The organism is Priestia sp. USM5 (assembly GCF_058323215.1).
On the sequence record NZ_JBSGKN010000001.1, the window covers coordinates 3,790,012 to 3,806,597 of the forward strand.

At 37.7% G+C, this 16,586-nt stretch carries 17 protein-coding genes; 3 read left to right on the top strand and 14 right to left on the bottom strand.

Going from position 1 to position 16,586, the window contains the following annotated elements:
• Positions 1-16: 16 nt before the first annotated feature.
• Together ACWATA_RS19990 and ACWATA_RS19995 are read right to left on the bottom strand one after the other, a co-directional pair.
• Positions 17-790, bottom strand: coding sequence for a class I SAM-dependent methyltransferase (locus tag ACWATA_RS19990; RefSeq protein ID WP_165635499.1), 774 nt, complete (start codon positions 788-790; stop codon positions 17-19).
• 65 nt (positions 791-855) lie between these two features.
• On the bottom strand, positions 856-1,974 hold the full coding sequence (locus ACWATA_RS19995; RefSeq protein ID WP_028412129.1) for an AbrB family transcriptional regulator: 1,119 nt from the start codon (positions 1,972-1,974) through the stop codon (positions 856-858).
• Positions 1,975-2,114: 140 nt separating this feature from the next.
• Between ACWATA_RS19995 and ACWATA_RS20000 the strand changes: the two genes are divergently transcribed.
• Positions 2,115-2,987 carry a LysR family transcriptional regulator gene (locus ACWATA_RS20000; protein WP_028412128.1) on the top strand — a complete coding sequence of 291 codons (873 nt, stop codon included), beginning with the start codon at positions 2,115-2,117 and terminating at the stop codon, positions 2,985-2,987.
• 74 nt (positions 2,988-3,061) lie between these two features.
• Here ACWATA_RS20000 and ACWATA_RS20005 read toward each other — a convergent pair whose 3' ends face one another.
• From ACWATA_RS20005 to pdxR, 11 genes are all read right to left on the bottom strand, one after another.
• Positions 3,062-3,199: a hypothetical protein gene (locus tag ACWATA_RS20005; RefSeq protein WP_165573233.1), complete on the bottom strand. Its 138-nt coding sequence runs from the start codon at positions 3,197-3,199 to the stop codon at positions 3,062-3,064.
• A 134-nt stretch (positions 3,200-3,333) separates the two neighbouring features.
• Entirely contained in the window at positions 3,334-4,302 is a 969-nt protein-coding gene (locus ACWATA_RS20010; RefSeq protein ID WP_028412127.1) for a tripartite tricarboxylate transporter substrate binding protein, read from the bottom strand.
• A 24-nt stretch (positions 4,303-4,326) separates the two neighbouring features.
• The gene (locus tag ACWATA_RS20015) at positions 4,327-4,998 is read right to left on the bottom strand and encodes a response regulator (RefSeq protein WP_028412126.1); all 672 of its coding nucleotides are present in this window, start codon (positions 4,996-4,998) and stop codon (positions 4,327-4,329) included.
• Between the two features lie 27 nt (positions 4,999-5,025).
• The gene (locus ACWATA_RS20020) at positions 5,026-6,615 is read right to left on the bottom strand and encodes an ATP-binding protein (RefSeq protein WP_473050142.1); all 1,590 of its coding nucleotides are present in this window, start codon (positions 6,613-6,615) and stop codon (positions 5,026-5,028) included.
• A gap of 153 nt (positions 6,616-6,768) precedes the next feature.
• Positions 6,769-8,073, bottom strand: a complete 1,305-nt coding sequence (locus ACWATA_RS20025) for a CitMHS family transporter (RefSeq protein WP_028412124.1) — start codon at positions 8,071-8,073, stop codon at positions 6,769-6,771.
• 327 nt (positions 8,074-8,400) lie between these two features.
• Positions 8,401-8,964 (bottom strand): ImmA/IrrE family metallo-endopeptidase, encoded by a 564-nt coding sequence (locus tag ACWATA_RS20030; RefSeq protein ID WP_028412123.1) that lies wholly within the window; start codon positions 8,962-8,964, stop codon positions 8,401-8,403.
• Between the two features lie 228 nt (positions 8,965-9,192).
• Positions 9,193-9,654: a CBO0543 family protein gene (locus ACWATA_RS20035; RefSeq protein WP_033578135.1), complete on the bottom strand. Its 462-nt coding sequence runs from the start codon at positions 9,652-9,654 to the stop codon at positions 9,193-9,195.
• Between the two features lie 166 nt (positions 9,655-9,820).
• Positions 9,821-9,955, bottom strand: coding sequence for a hypothetical protein (locus ACWATA_RS20040; protein WP_257041451.1), 135 nt, complete (start codon positions 9,953-9,955; stop codon positions 9,821-9,823).
• A gap of 142 nt (positions 9,956-10,097) precedes the next feature.
• Positions 10,098-10,730 carry a fumarylacetoacetate hydrolase family protein gene (locus ACWATA_RS20045; RefSeq protein ID WP_473050144.1) on the bottom strand — a complete coding sequence of 211 codons (633 nt, stop codon included), beginning with the start codon at positions 10,728-10,730 and terminating at the stop codon, positions 10,098-10,100.
• 99 nt (positions 10,731-10,829) lie between these two features.
• Positions 10,830-11,765 carry a homocysteine S-methyltransferase gene (gene mmuM / locus ACWATA_RS20050; RefSeq protein ID WP_165635498.1) on the bottom strand — a complete coding sequence of 312 codons (936 nt, stop codon included), beginning with the start codon at positions 11,763-11,765 and terminating at the stop codon, positions 10,830-10,832.
• Positions 11,766-11,899: 134 nt separating this feature from the next.
• Complete coding sequence (gene pdxR, locus ACWATA_RS20055) at positions 11,900-13,261, bottom strand: MocR-like pyridoxine biosynthesis transcription factor PdxR (RefSeq protein WP_289578727.1); 1,362 nt, start codon at positions 13,259-13,261, stop codon at positions 11,900-11,902.
• 147 nt (positions 13,262-13,408) lie between these two features.
• On the opposite strand from pdxR, the gene ACWATA_RS20060 reads away from it, so the two are divergent.
• Complete coding sequence (locus ACWATA_RS20060; protein WP_047751599.1) at positions 13,409-13,882, top strand: GNAT family N-acetyltransferase; 474 nt, start codon at positions 13,409-13,411, stop codon at positions 13,880-13,882.
• 229 nt (positions 13,883-14,111) lie between these two features.
• On the top strand, positions 14,112-14,312 hold the full coding sequence (locus ACWATA_RS20065) for a YolD-like family protein (protein ID WP_074893948.1): 201 nt from the start codon (positions 14,112-14,114) through the stop codon (positions 14,310-14,312).
• Positions 14,313-14,388: 76 nt separating this feature from the next.
• Here ACWATA_RS20065 and ltaS read toward each other — a convergent pair whose 3' ends face one another.
• Entirely contained in the window at positions 14,389-16,317 is a 1,929-nt protein-coding gene (gene ltaS, locus ACWATA_RS20070; RefSeq protein WP_033578131.1) for a lipoteichoic acid synthase, read from the bottom strand.
• Positions 16,318-16,586 lie beyond the last annotated feature (269 nt).

The window sequence follows — 16,586 nt, forward strand, 5'->3', positions numbered from 1 at the left end:
CGGAGTTGGCTTCTTTTTATTTATGTTTGTAGCACGCTACAAAGATTGCTTCTCCTTGAAACGATTCAATTCCCTGTTGATTCGTTTTGATTTCGAAAAACTGTTTAAATCCGCTTGGTACATTCAGCATATATTGAGTAAGCTCACGCTTTGTCTCTTGGGGAACATTCATCATCGCACACCAGTCATCAAATAAAAAGCGCTTTGGAAAAGTTGTCAGCACTTCTGTACGGAATCCTTGCATTTCAAGCATAGAAAGCCACTCTGTTTTTTTATAAGCACGATAATGGCTTGGATCTCTTGTCTTTTCAACTCGATTATAAAACTCGTCATAAGCATTCACTTCCGGTGCTACATTATCAATGAGCAAGAACTGTCCTCCTGGCTTTAACACTCGGTATACCTCTTTGATGAACTGTTTAATATTAGGAAAATGGTGCGGTGCAATTCTGCACGTTACCGTATCAAACTCGTCATCTTGAAATGGCATATCCTCAGCATCTCCTTGAACAAACGATACATTTTCATGACCATTTCCTTTAATGAAGCCTTCAGCACTTTGCAACATTTGAGGAGTTAAGTCAAAAGCCGTTACTTCTTGAAAGACAGGTGCTAGCTTATTTGCCACGTGTCCTCCTCCTGTCGCTACATCAAGCAGCTTTCCTCCTCTATTTTCTTCAGCAATTTCCGCTAAAACCGCTAAATCTTTGCCTTTTGCATGACCTTTACTTTTGACATACTTTCCGGCATTCCCCCCGAACTGACTGACCACCATTTCTTTATTACTCATCTATTCTCCCCCCATTTCCCTCTTTAAAACTCTCTCTTACTCTACCTAGTGCATTCACATATTTATTATGAAACGTGTGAATGTATTCTTTTTCTTTCTCCCCACTGATGAAACATGCGAAACAGCGGAGGCAGAAGCAGCCAAATTGTTAAAATACGAAGCACTTGGACCGCTACTACTAACGTCGAATCAGCCTGCAGTACAATGGATGTAGTCGCCATTTCTGCAATGCCTCCAGGAGCAAACGCTAAAATAGACGTGATAAGCTCAATTCCAGTTATTTTGGAAACGAATAGTGCACATACAAACATGGCGGCGATTAAACCAATTGTATTAATAAGCGCCACAACCATAATTTTTTTTACGCCAATGAACATTTCCTTATGAAAGCGAGAACCAATGCTTGAAGCAATAAAAATTTGCGATAAAATCATCACAGAATGAGGCCAGTATGCTTGAAGATTATACCCCACGTACGATGAAGCAGCTGTTTGAACAATTGCAACAGTAAGCATTCCTCCTACTAACCAAGGAGCAGGAAATTTTAGTTTTTTCCCTATATAATAGCCGACTACTGCTGTAACAATTAAAACGCCTGTCCACAACAGTGATCCCCACTCAAAAACACTCGGGGTAACGGACACTGCATGCCGTCCTGTATTACTTCCCCAATAGACTACAAATAAAGGAACAGCAAGCACAACTAAAAACACGCGCATCGTTTGAATGATGCTTACAACTGCCGTATTGGCTCCTACTTCTTCAGCCATGCCTGGCATGGCGCTCATTCCACCCGGAGTCGTACCGAAAAAGCTTGTTAATAAGTCTGTGGAACTGAACTTCCATAGCAAATAACCGGATAAAAGAGAAAAAACAACGGACAGCAAAAGCATAATCGTAATGGTGGACCAGTGAGATTGAAACGTAGTCACCACAGATAAGTTAATCTTTTGACCTAATTCAATCCCTAAAATGCACTGTCCAGCGTACAGCCAATATTTTGGAATGCCTTTTTTGCTTGTTTGAGATAAAAAACGCGGCTTTCGAAAAGCTAGAATAGCAGCTAAAATGAGAGTCCCAAGCATCCAGCCAATGGATAAACCTGTTAACGATAAAAGAAATCCTCCCACGCTTGTTAATAGAATAAAAAATATAGATTGTAAAAAAACAACTCTTGCGTTCATACCTACTTCCTTCCTTCTACAAGGCTTTTCTTTCTTACACCGAACATTTCTCTTCTTAACTATAGTATAATTTTAGAAATAATTAAAATATCGAAATTTTATTATAAACCATTCATTTTTTTTATTCCTGGAGGGGTAGTATGGACGATCGAGATTGGCTTATTCTACAAGTATTGTACCGTGAGAAAAACATTACAAAAGCAGCCAAGGAGCTATTTATATCTCAGCCTGCGCTTACGCATAGACTGCAGCAGATGGAGAAGGAATTTCATGTTCAGATTGTAAATAGAGGGCGCCGCGGAGTTCAGTTTACACCGCAGGGAGAATATTTAGTGAAGTGCGCAGAAGAAATGCTGCTTACGGTTCAAAAAATAAAAGAAAATGTGTTAAACATGGATGATCAATTAACCGGAACTTTACGTCTAGGCGTGTCTAACTTTTTCACTGACTACAAGCTCCCTGGGCTATTGCGTTTATTTAAAGAGCGATTTCCTGATGTTGAATTCAAAGTCACAACCGGATGGAGCAGCGACATGGCTCATCTGCTTTATAAGCACGATGTTCATATTGCGTTTGTAAAAGGTGATTATAACTGGCAAGATCAAAAAGAGCTGCTTTTTAAAGAAACAATTTGCATTGCGTCTGCACAGCCTGTCGACATAAACAATCTTCCCAATCTACCTCGAATTGATTATCATCAAGATCGTTTTTTAAAAACATCCGTTGATAACTGGTGGGCTGAAAATTACTCTCAGCCTCCCCTTGTCAGCATTGAAGTAGATAAAGCAGAAACATGTAAAAAGATGGTTGTAAACGGACTGGGCTATGCGATTTTGCCGAGTATGCTGCTTGACGATGCTGCAGAGATTTACAGATACACGTTAAAAACTAAAGATCAAGTACCTTTAACGCGCAGCACATGGATGTTTTATCATGAGGACTCCTTAAAAATTAACATTGTAAAAGCTTTTATTGAGTTCATTCAAAACTTGGATTTAAAAGATGTACACTGACAGAAAAAGGTTGAGACATACCGAAATGAATCTAATTCTAAAGACGAACAAATGGGGTATATGAGCGGAACTGCTTAAGACACCGCAGTTGATTTCCGTGCAAGACTTCGCTTTCCGCGGGCGGCCGGTGAGCCTCCTCGTCGCTCACGCTCCTGTGGGGTCTCGCCTGTTCCGCTTTTCCCGCAGGAGTCTTCGTCTTGCTCTCCAATCAACTGCTAGAAGGAACGAAACAGATGAAACTACACTTACCACAACAAAAAAACGAACCAAGAATTAAAAACTTTAATCAATGGTTCGTTTTTCACTCCATCTAAAATCCTTTTGTCCCAACCTTTTTCTATTGTATTTATTCATCATTTGCTCCGCCCATTAAGTCAGAATACAGCTTGCTTTGCTGCTCAAGAAAGACTTTAGCACCGCTGCTATTTTTATAAAAAGAGGTTAAATCATTATCTTTAAGAAGCTGTTCCCATTCTTTTGTATGAACCATTTCATACACGGCCTTATTCCAATATGCTACCTGTTCTTTGGTCATATTAGGCGGTCCCATTAGACCTCTCCAATGGCTAAACGTTACGTCAATTCCCGCTTCTTTCCACGTCGGTATCTCTTTTAGCTCTTCTAGCCTTTTAGGAGAAGAAACGGCGAGTATCCTTACCTGCCCTTGTTCATACTGCTTTTTTACTTCTGATAATGACATGGGTGCTACATCTAGCTGATGATGAACGAGCGCATCAATTACTTTATGACTGCTGTTATAAACGAAAAACTCAAGCTTGGAAGAGTCTACGCCTGCTTTTTTATTTAGCTGCATGAACGATAAATGATCGTCGTTTCCTAATCGAGGTGATATTCCCACTTTCATACTGGATTCACTTTGATTTAACGTGCGTATGAGCTGTTTTAAATTGTATATAGGAGAGTTAACAGGAACTACGATGACCTCCCATTCAGATGTTAAAATAGCGAGCGGAGTAAAGTCTTTATAGGTTAATTGACTTTGCCCTAGCAAATTATTTGTAATCAGCAAACTGGAATTCCCGGAAACAATATTTCCTTCTTTTCTCTGTTTAATATATTTCCATCCTTCTTCACCTTGCCCACCTATTTTATTACTAACAGAAACGGGTACCTTCACAATCTTCTTTTCCGTTAGCACTTGTTGAATGGCTCTTACTGTTGCATCTGCTCCTCCGCCTTTTGCACCGGCTGCCACAATTTCAATTTTTTCCATACTAATGCGGTCTTTTTTAGAGGGAGTAGAACAGCTAACAAGCAATGCACTTATAAACACTATCATGAGCTTTTTGATCATATATACCATCCTTCAAGGCTAATGCTACGCTAAATAGTACTTGCGCTCCGGTCTTCCAATAATCCCATAATCATATTCAACGTGACATTCACCGGTTGATACTAGATACTCTAAATATCGTCTAGCTGTCGTTCTAGATACTCCCATGTGTTGCCCCATCTCTTCGATCGTAATTCCTTTGATGCTTTTTAAAATGTCTTTTGACTTTTGTAATGTGATACCATCAATACCTGAAGGAAGAGATTTATCCGCTTTTGGCTTTGTTCTGACATGTCCAAAGTACGCATCAATAAATGATTGATCAACTTCTTCATGCGTACTAAACAGTTCCTTTTTCTCTTGATACTGTTTAATAGCATTAATGAAGGATTCCATCATAACCGGCTTAATCAAATAATTAACGACGCCGTTTCTCAAACAGATTTCTACAATGTTTTTTTCTGTTGCAGCCGTTACCACGATAACGTCAACTTGTGGAAACTGGGCTCTGATTTTTGGGAGTAAATCTGTTCCCATTTCATCTGGCATATAGATGTCTAAAAGAAGTAAATCAACTTTCTTCTCCTTTAGCATTTCAAGCGTCTCTTTTGCATTCAACGCTTTGCCTACGACTTCTACACCATCTACTTCTAATAAAAATCGCTCTTGAACTTGAGCAATTCGAAAATCGTCTTCTGCAATTGCGACTCGTAACATTTCGACTCTCCCCTTACTTCTCATGATTCAGTTTTTTGGAAGGTAAACTGAAAAAATGGCTCCTCCTTCTGGCTGATTATACACTTCAATAGATCCTCCAAGTTCATCTACCATTTTCTTTATATTTGCCAGTCCGTACCCTCTGTCTGTACCTTTGGTTGAAAACCCTTTTGTGAAAATTTGATTTAGTACTTCTTCTGATATACCGGGTCCGTTATCCATCACTTCAATAATTAAATCATGACCAATATCGGTAATAAAAAACGACACTTCTTTTTTAGACCGCTGACTCACGGCTTCAAATGCATTATCAATTAAGTTCCCAATAATGATAATGAGATGAGAAATTTCAATATGTTCTGGGAGCGTATCGAGTGTACTCTCCGAATCAACCGAAAAATGAATTTTCTTTTCAGATGCTTTTCCAATCTTCCCAAGCAATATTGCTTGAACTTTGGAATCTAATATCTGATCAAATAGAATACGATTTTGCGTTTGGTGTACGGCTGATTCTTTTTGAATAAACTCCAATGCATCTTTGTACTGCCCTAACTGCAGCAAACCCGACAAAACATACAGCTTATTCGTAAACTCATGCGTTTGAGCTCGTAAATCCTCTGAATACTTTCGTACTTCTGAAATCGTATTGATTAAGCTTTTTAATTCTGTCTTATCACGAAAACTAGCGACCACTCCTACAATTCGCTGATGTTCAATAATGGGTGTTAAGTTTAAGATAAACGTTTTTTCATTCAAAAAAATTTCTTGGTCGCTTCGGGTTATTCCCGTATCTAGCACTTCAATCATATTCGTATAAGGAAATACTTCAATGATATGATGATGTAAATATTCCGTCTGTAACCCCAGCATATTTTTAGCTGATGTATTCATCATCGTAATAAAGCCTTGATGATCAATAGCAATAATTCCTTCTTTTATCGAAAGTAAAATTGCATTTCGTTCACGGTACAAAGAAGCGATTTCATGGGGTTCAAGACCAAGAGTATCTTTTTTAATACTTTTAGCTAAAAAAATACCCCCGATCATACCAAGCAATAAAACAGCTAGTGAAAATAGGATAATTTGCTGAATACGCGTAATGAGCTGAGCATGAACATGAGATTTTAAAAACTCAACCGTCACCACTCCCACGACTTCCGTATACTTTCCGTGACTGATGACAATAGGCGCTTTCCCCATAATAGCAGGACCTGTGGTTCCCTCTCCGTCCAGCGTATAATATCCGCCGAATAATAGTGCTCTATCGTTAACCGCCTCTTTGTTTTTCTTTCCTATCCATTTTTGATTAGAATGAGAATAGATGATTTGCTCACGGTTTTGAACCACAATACTTGCTGCTCCGATTTGTTCCCTCACTTGCTCGGCAAGCGGCTGAATATATCGACTCGGCTGTTTTTTTTGAAAAGCAGCTTTGACTTCCGGCATAAATGATATTGATTTGGCTGCTTGAAGAGCCAGCTGCTCGGCTTGCCTTTTAGATTCTACAAACTGCATGTAAGAGAAAATACTCGCTAAAAGAACAATAACAGTTATGATTAATGCTGCGGATAAACCTACGATTTTTGTTTGCAGCGATACTTGAAACCATTTTTTCATTTCATCGCACCTTTAGCCTTTACCTTATAGTTCTATTCTTCTTTTATTTTATCAAAATTTTTTGTATATCCGCTCCTTATTCCAAAAGCTTTTTAGACAAAAAAACTTATCAATCCCAAAAGCGGAATTGATAAGTTTTTAGTTTCCTGATCTTTACAGCGTAATAACTCCTGTAATAATAGCTACTAAAAGCATCACCATAGCTGTTCCAATCGTCCACTTTAAAGTAAAGCGCTGAAATTCACCAAGCTCGACTTTTGCCATACCGACCAATAGATACGTAGAAGCAACTAAAGGACTTAGTAAGTGAACAGGTTGACCAATCAATGAAGCACGGCCAATTTCTGCAGCATCAATACCGTATGCTGAAGCTGCTTGAGCAATAATTGGTAAAATCCCATAGTAGTAAGCATCATTTGACATAAAGAATGTAAATGGCATACTTGTGATGGCAGTAATCACAGACATGTAAGGCCCTAACGCATCTGGAATTAATCCTACTAAGCTATTACCCATTGCATCTACCATTTTGGTACCTGATAAAATACCCGTGAATACGCCTGCTGCGAATACAAGAGACACAACAGCAAGTACATTACCAGCATGTGCAGTAATACGCTCTTTTTGAACTTCTAAATTTGGATAGTTAATCATGATAGCGATTGCAAATCCAATCATAAATAGAATTTGAAGCGGCATAACTGCTGTGATAAGTCCTACTAATAATAGAGCTGTTAAAGCAAAGTTTACCCATAAAAGCTTCGGACGCTTGTACTCGATTCCTTCAGCGGCTGCTGCTTCTGCAAAAGCTACTTGAGCATTTGTAACGTCTTGAATATCAATAACACCTAAGCGCTGGCGCTCTTTTTTCCCGAAATAGTAAGCCGTGAATAACAACCAAACAGCTCCGCCAATCATGGCTGGAATCAGTGGTGTAAACACCTGTGAAGCATCTAACTTCAATGCACTCATCACACGAGCAGTAGGTCCACCCCAAGGTGTTAAGTTCATAACTCCACTACCCATAATGGCGATACAGGCTAAAATCATTGGCTTCATGTTTAGCTTTTTATAAAGCGGAAGCATCGCTGAAAGCGTAATCATATATGTTGTTGTTCCGTCTCCGTCTAATGAGATAATAAGAACTAAAATAGCTGTACCAATTGTGATTTTTAGTGGATCACCTTTTACGATTTTCAAAATTCTTCCTACAACTGGATCAAACAAACCAGCATCAATCATAATCCCAAAATATAAAATAGCAAACATTAACATAACGCCTGTAGGTGCTAATTCTTTTACACCATTTAAAGCCATTTCTCCAATACCGCTTGTGAATCCCCCTATGATTGCAAACAATACTGGAATAACCATTAAAGCAATAAGCGGCGTTAATCGTTTTGTCATAATCAGAAACATAAATGTACAAACCATCAAAAACCCAAGAATAGCTAACATTATTACCCCTCCTATTTTTGAATCCGCTTTCATAACAGTGGAAGCGATTCGTTTGTATGTATGACTCGCATATGTATGCCAGTTCGTCTATACGATTACAACATCGCTTGTTCACTATTAAGTTGTACCTTAAAACTTTAAAATTTTCTGTTTTTTCTTAAAATAATCATAATTTACAGGAGGGTATAGTGTAAATAATTCGTACTATAAAAACTTTTAAAACTTTATGGGTAATTAAATCCTTTTTGTTCATTGGGAGGATAAAAGACAGGAAGAGGAAAAAGGTAGGAAAATAAAAAACGGAGAGAGAGGAACTATTCTCGTGAATTATTCAATTTGAACTCTAAGAGAATACGCTCCAGGATGAGGAGTTTTATTCCACTGAGTAAGAGATTCCTCTAAAAATGGAATCTTTTTTAACTTCTTTGTTTGGAACTTTTCTATTTTTGAATATTTTTCTAAGGCATACGTATTAGCAAACATTTCTTGCGTTCTATTTCCTTCTTTTAAAAGCGTTCCATTTGTCATTCGATCCACATGATGGCCTAATTCATGCAGAATGATAAAAGCAAATTGATGAGGCTTTTTGTTTTTTGTTGTATCGATAAAGACAATAGGACATTCCGTTACTGTATATTTAATATAGTCAATTTCAAACTGAAGTTTGCGCTTCTCTTTTGGAAGGTTATCATTAAATTGGCCATAGTACACACCTAACACATCTTTTCCTTGCACCTTTACACTGCCTAAGCAATACACACCTTTTAGCCCATCCCAGTCTTTTTCGTCTGTTACATTAGCAATTTCGTGCAGGGCCGCTTTTTGCTTCGCACTCATGACTCCATGAAACGTTACGCCATGAATTTGGATTTTTTCACTACGCTTAAACATCTTCTTGCCTCCTTTACTAAATTCCTTCTACAACATATTATTTAGCATTAAGTATATTCATTCACAATACATGGTTAAAAACATGAAGTTAATGTCAAGATTCCCGTTTTGATGTTTTTTAACCCTGCTTATATGCTGCCTCGTTTATTTTCTATTTTTACTATATTACATATGTAGTCATTAATAAAATATCATTTTTTTATGATTTATCATTACTTTTTTTTATTTCTATTTTTGCTTATCGATCACCTGGAGCCTGCGTATCATTTTTAAATTTAAAGCCATTGCTATATAAAGAAAAGGATAGCAAAAAAACGAGTATAGCGTCTTCCATTCGTTATAATAAAACACTTCTGTTTGGGCAGAAATGTATTCAAACAGTGTTGTAAGAATTACCCACACTGTAATGTATAAAGCTTTTTTAGCCAAACTCTTGCTCCCAGGATAAAAATTTAAAAATACACTATTCGTCGCAGGATAAATAAAAATAAAGACTAAAAGATATTCAAAATCTACTCCTGTTTTAAAAAAGCCATAAAGATTATATTTAACATCAAGATATATATCTGCTACCGATCCTAAAAACATAACAAACAAAGAAGTTGTGTACATTTCTATCCAGCTGATACGTTTTGGCATGACTAGTACACTCAAAATAGAAATCACCGTTGTAAAGATTAAGAGCACCATGCTGAGGACCTCGTTTTCTAAAGGAGATAGAAACAGCTTTCCCATTGGATATTAAATTCATTCTGAAGGCTAAAAAATTAAGACTTCATAAAAAAAAAGATGGAGACATAACGAAGTCAAGCCAATCTAAATACGAACAAATGAGATAAATAAGGTGAACCGCCTGTTACACCTGTGTTGATTTCCGTGCAAGACTTCGCTTTCCGCGGGCGGCCGGTGAGCCTCCTCGTCGCTTCCGCTCCTGCGGGGTCTCACCTGTTCCGCTTTTCCCGCAGGAGTCTTCGTCTCGCCCTCCAATCAACCTCTAGAAACAACGAAATACGTGAATCCTACATTCACCATCACAATAAAAAATCCGAACGGGTTGGATTCTCTATCAAGAATCTCGATTCACCGTTCGGATCTTCCTTCAACTAAACTACCTTTGTTTCAAGCTCTTTTTGTTAACGAAGGGAAACGATGCAAGAACCAAGCTCTTGCTGCCCCCATTTAAGTGAAAGGTGATCCTGATGTGAAAGCGGACCTACTCCTTCAGGTGTACCTGTAAAAATAAGATCTCCTTTATCAAGACCAAAATGTTTTCCTGTAAAATCAATAATCGTTTGTAAATCAAAAATCAAATCTTTGATATTTCCCAGCTGCACGCGTTTATTGTTTTTCACTAACGAAAAGTCTTTCTCCTTAGATGCTTCTACTCCTTCAAACGGCAGAAATTTTCCCACGACCGCTGAATGTTTAAATCCTTTTGCAAGCAGCCAAGGGTGCTTTTTTTGTTTTAATTCGCTCTGTACATCTCGAAGCGTCAAGTCTAATCCAATCGTCATCTCGTCAACAAGTTCATCCACTGCTATGCCTTCTTTGTAAGATTGTCCAATATGAAGAATCAGTTCGGTTTCAAAGTGCACCTCTCCTTGGTCGCTAGGAAGAGTGATTGATTGTCCAGCTGCTTCAACGAGAGCGTGAGTAGGTTTGGAAAATAAAAAAGGTGATGTTGGAATATCATTATGTAATTCTTTTGCATGCAGTGCGTAGTTTCGGCCTACACAATAAATATTTTTAATATCTTTCACTTTCATCATCCCTTCTTTCGTTAAAATAAACCCTTTTCAACTTTTCTTCTTTTATTTTACAAGAAGAAAAGAAGATTACAATGAATCTTCTTTTCTTTCAATCCGTTATTTTCTAGCCCATTTTGTAATGCCTTTGATATCATCTGGAGTTGTGCGACAGCACCCTCCGATTAACTGAGCACCTGCTTCATACCAGCTGTGAGCGCTGCAGCCATACGTTTCGCCTGCAGATGTCCCGTTCCATGTTTTAGATTCAGCATCATAATGCTCTCCTGAATTTGGATACACAATGACTGGCTTATCCGTTTGAGATTTAATTTCTTTAATAAGTGAAGAAATATATTGAGGCGGCGTACAGTTAACTCCAATAGCTGCTACTTGCTCATAGGAATCCAGATAGCGTGCACACTCCGAGATTAATGTTCCGCTGCTAATGTGCAGGTCATCTTTTGCGCTGAACGTAATCCATGCGTACGCTCCTTCAAATTCTTCTAGCAGCCTCGCAATGGCTCTTGCTTCCATTAGATTAGGAATGGTTTCACAAGCTAACACATCTGCTCCTGCTTCAATTAATGCTTTCATACGAGGACGATGAAATTCCATTAACTCTTCTTCTGTTACGTCATACTGTCCAGTATATTCCGATCCGTTTGCTAAAAATGCTCCGTAAGGACCTACCGAAGCGGCGACAATTGGTTTTGGGCGATTAAGACAATTCTCTTCTTTCTGCCAAAATTCATCTCTTGCTTCAGCCGCAATTTTTACAGATGCTTGAATTAACTCGCGCGCCTCTGCTTCACTTAAACCACGTTTTGCAAAACCTTCAAACGTGCTTTGATAGCTTGCAGTAATTGCACAGTCAGCTCCTGCTGCAAAGTAATCTTGATGCACTCTCTTAATCAATTCCGGCTGCTCCATAAGCACTTTTGCAGACCATAAGCTGTCGTTCAAATCACAGCCATATCTCTCCAGTTCAGTTGCCATTGCACCATCTAGTACAATCACAGGAAATGTATGTAAAATTTGTTGGATAGGATTCATTGTTTGATCTAGGGTTGTCCACTAGCTGTTAGCTTCGATTACCCTATCCTCCTTTCAGATAATTTAAAATATATGCAAAAAAGTCTAAAGGACTAGGCAGCTTTTGTCAAGAAATCGAAGAAATGAGGAGAGGCTTATAACCAAGCATTTTTCAACCTCCTTATTCCTTCTTCTATTTCTTCTCTCTCCAAACTTCCAAAACCTAATAATAGATGAGTCTTTTGTTGAGGTGATTCCGTAAGCCAATAACGAGAAGTTCCGTAGACAGAGACATCTTGCTTTTGAGCTGCGTTAATTAACTGCTGTTCGTTCATATCGTTGTGCACGCGGACAAGGATATGCAAACCTGCATATTCTCCTGACACCGTGATGTTTTTGTTAAACTCCTTCTGTAAAGCTGCTAAAAGAGTACCGTGTTTGAGTTGATAAGCAGTTCTCACTCTTCTTAAATGCTTACTCCACTCTCCGTTTTTCATCATCAGTCCGAGCGTCCACTGATGAAGGGCTGGAACAGCTTGCTCGTATAAAGAGAAACGTTCATGATATTCCTTTAGAAGCACTTCCGGTAATACAAGGTAGCTGATTCTTAAAGAAGGCATAAAAGATTTTGAAAATGTCCCTGTATAAATGACGCGCCCTTTAGTATCCAAGCTTTGCAATGAAGGAATGGGACTTCCTTTATAACGAAATTCTCCGTCATAATCATCTTCAATAACAAATCCACTGCAGTCATTCGCCCATGTAAGAAGCTCTATTCTTCTTGAAACAGGCATGATCATTCCGTATGGAAACTGATGAGATGGTGTGACATAAACAGCGCGTGCTTGGCTATCATAAAGCTCTTGGATGTTTATGCCTCTGTTATTAAGTGACACAGGTTTTAAGGAGAATCCATGCTGTTTAAATACAAAGCTAGCCCCGTCATAGCAAGGATTTTCAAAGGCAATATCTCTGATGCTTGGCTTTAACAGCTGCGCTAGCAAACTGAGTGATTGCTGAGTACCTGTTCCGATAATAATTTGATGTTTCGAACAAACCACTCCTCTTGACTGATAAAGGTACGTCGCAATTTCTTCTCGCAGTGATTCTTCTCCTTGAGTTTCTTGGTACGTGAACAGCGCTTCTTTATAAGTTTGAAGACTTTCATTGTATCGTTTTTTCCACTCATTCAAGGGAAACAAACGGCTATCAACTTTTCCATACCGAAAATCATAGGTACACGACTTTGTTTCTGAGTGAGGTTGTAAAAATATAGTCGGCTTTCTATCTGTTTGCAGTAAATCAAACTGTGTATTCGTTACGTACAGTCCACTTTTGGGCTTGCTTTCTACATATCCTTCAGCTAAAAGCTGCTGATAGGCCATATCTACAGTATTTCGACTTACGTTTAAGTAATCAGCAAGAGACCGGATAGAAGGCAGTTTGTCATTTACTTTCACCCTGCCGGATACAATTTCTTTTTTTATATATTCATATAGCTGGTGATATAAAGGCATATCATTCCTTCGGTTTAATAAAGGTGTGAACTTCACGCTAGCTCCTTTCATCTGTCCCTATCTTATTTTTTAAATCTGGCTCTTTTAGAGGGGATACATTTCTTTTACTATAAGTGTAGATCATCTAATTAAAAAGGAGAAGATTTAATGACTACTACTATTACAATTCGTCAAGCTAATGCTGCTGACATGGAAGCACTTATTTCATTAATGAACGAATACATTGTTGATTTTTACAAGCGCCCTCAGCCTGCCAAAAAACAGCTGAGAAATTTAATTGATCACTTGTTTCAACGTCCCGATACTGGCGTTCAGTTTATCGCGACTCAAAATGACGAGGCAGTAGGTTTTTCAACGCTTTATTTTACATTTAGCACCACGCGTGTAAAGCCTGTAGCGATTTTAAATGACTTGTACGTTACTGAAAAAGCAAGAGGTCAAAAAATTGGGGAAAAGTTATTTTCGATTAGTCACCAGTATACAAAAGAACATCAGTATGCAGCCATGTCTTGGGAAACGGCTTACGATAATACAAGAGCTCAAACGCTTTACAGAAAAATGGGAGGAAATGTAACGAACGGTGAATGGATTCACTACGACATTTCAAACGACATCTTATAATATTTTTCCATCCATAAAGTTTTAACACGTTCTTAACACTCCTTTCATAAATGTGTTTTATGATGAATACGACAAATAAATCAGTTTCTGTATGTATTTGTCACATTCTCTGTTAAAGTTTTCACAAAGTGTTCAAACTTTCAGTGAAAACGCTTTCTATTTTTGTGTATAATAAAAATATGCAAATGAAAATGAATGTTACAGCTCGTTAATCATACACATTTTAAATATGGAAGGAGTTTTGAAAATGATTTTAAAAGCATTAAGAAAAAACGGGGCCGTTACAATTAACTATTATAAAAACGGTTTGCTTCAAACGTTTAAAGGAAAAGTACAGCGCCTAGATTTAACAGACCAAACGCTTTCATTAAAAGATGAACAGCAAAATACTTTCTCTATTCGCTTATCGGGAATTAAAGAAATTTATTGATGAATAGTTTACAGTAAAAAAGAACATGATGCTCATTCTGCTTTGCAGAAGTCATCATGTTCTTTTGATTTTAGCTTTATTTAGCTGATGTTTCTGTTTCTTCTTTCCCGTACATATATTTCGAAGGGTCGACTGTTTGGAAATCCTTCAGCTTGTGGAAACGAAGTAAGTCTCCATAAAGCACTTGATCAGATAACTCCAGTTCTTTCGCTACCTTCTGTTTATAAGCTTTCATTTGATTATTTTCTTTAAGCGCTTGGCCTGTCTTAGAATCATAATACGTTCCATCCACTAGTGTATATTTCGGAGATACGTAGTTGCCATTGCGGAACGCTACTACATCATCATGACCTTTAGAAAATAAATCTGTACCAAATTGGATAAACTCTTTGCTGTCAATCCCTACTAAATGAAGAAGAGTTGGCACAACATCAATTTCTCCACCGTACGTATGATTAACTCCGCCTTTTACTCCAGGAACGTGAATGAATAGAGGTACACGTTGCAGCTGAGCATTTTCATAAGGTGTAATTTCTTTTCCCATTACTTTTTCCATTGCCGCATTATGATTTTCAGAAATACCGTAGTGATCTCCATAAATCATAATCACAGAATTATCATAAAGCCCAGAAGCTTTCAGTTCTTGGAAGAAAGATTGCAATGATTCGTCTAAATAACGAGCCGTTTGGAAATAGCGGTCAACTGTCGCATCGCCCGTGTTAGCTGGCTGTATGCTTGCCTCATTGTTTCCAAGTAAAAATGGAAAATGGTTTGTTAACGTAATTAAATGCGCATAAAACGGCTGTGGTAAAGACTGCAGCATTGGAACAGATTCTTTAAAGAACGGTTTGTCTTTTAAGCCATAATTAATTTTATTTTCACCCGTCATATTGTAATAACTTGCATCAAAAAACTTATCCACACCGAACTGCTTGTAAATTTCGTTACGGTTCCAAAACGTCTTATAGTCTCCGTGCAGTACAGCGCTCGTATAGCCAGCTTTTTGATCTAAAATAGCTGGTGCTGCCTGATACGTATTGCTTCCTTTTAGTACAAAGGCAGAACCTTGAGGAAGGCCGTATAGAGAGTTGTCCATCATCAGCTCAGCATCTGATGTTTTTCCTTGTCCTGTTTGATGAAAGAAGTTATCAAAATACGTAAAGTCATTTCCATGGGCCAACGAATTTAAGAACGGTGTCACTTCCTGGCCATTTAATTTGTAATCAATTAAAAAAGACTGAAATGATTCCAAATGAATTTTAATAATATTTTTCCCTTTAGCTTTTCCGAAGTAAACGGAATTAGGCTCCGCATAGTGACTGTTTTTAAAATTAACGACGTTCGTTAAGTCATTGCTGCTTGCAAAAGCTCGCTGTTTAGAGTTTTGAGCAGTCTGAACACCGTCATACATCGTATAATTATAGGCGCCTAAATACTTTACTAGATAATTGCGGTCAAAAGTTCGAGATAGAAGCTGCGGGCGATCAATTTCTGCTAATGTTAAGTTGACAGAAAAAACCATGAATCCTAAAGAAAGAATGGTTACAGCATTCTTAACCGATACTTTTTCATTATGCCAGTCAATTTTTTTACTAAAAAAGAAGAAAAGATAAATAATAAAATCAACAAAATAAAAAACATCATGTGCTTTTAATAAATCCATAATGCTTCCGCCCATACTTCCTGCATTACTTGTCTGCAACAGTGTGGGAAGAGTTACAAAATCGTTAAAAAAACGATAATAGAGAATGTTGCTGTACAACAGCAGCGTCATGATGAAACTGCCTGCAAGAATCCAAGCTCCTGCTTTCTTTCCTTTAAAAAATAAGCCGATTCCTAAAAAAATCAGCACTGAACTTACAGGGTTTATAAACAGCAGCATTTGCTGCATTACGCCGCTTACGCCTAAGTTAAATTCAGTTTTATAAGCCACATACGACTTTATCCACATTAAAACAGCGGCTAATATGAAATAGTGCAGCGGCTTAGAAACGATTCGCTTCATTTTGATTTTCCTTTCTCGATTAGTTTATGAGTAGATTCACAAAGAACATATAGAAAACCTTTATCATTATACTCATAGAAAATGAAAATTAAATGAAATCCTAGCCTTCACAACTATAGATAGATTCTTTAAATTCATCTACTAGTTTACCTAATACCCACAAATAAATAAACTAAAATCACCTTTTTTATCATAAAACCCCTCCTCTCCTCATATACTGTATTCTGTTGCAACACCCGCACTGCAAACTTGTGCATTTTTTCACAATT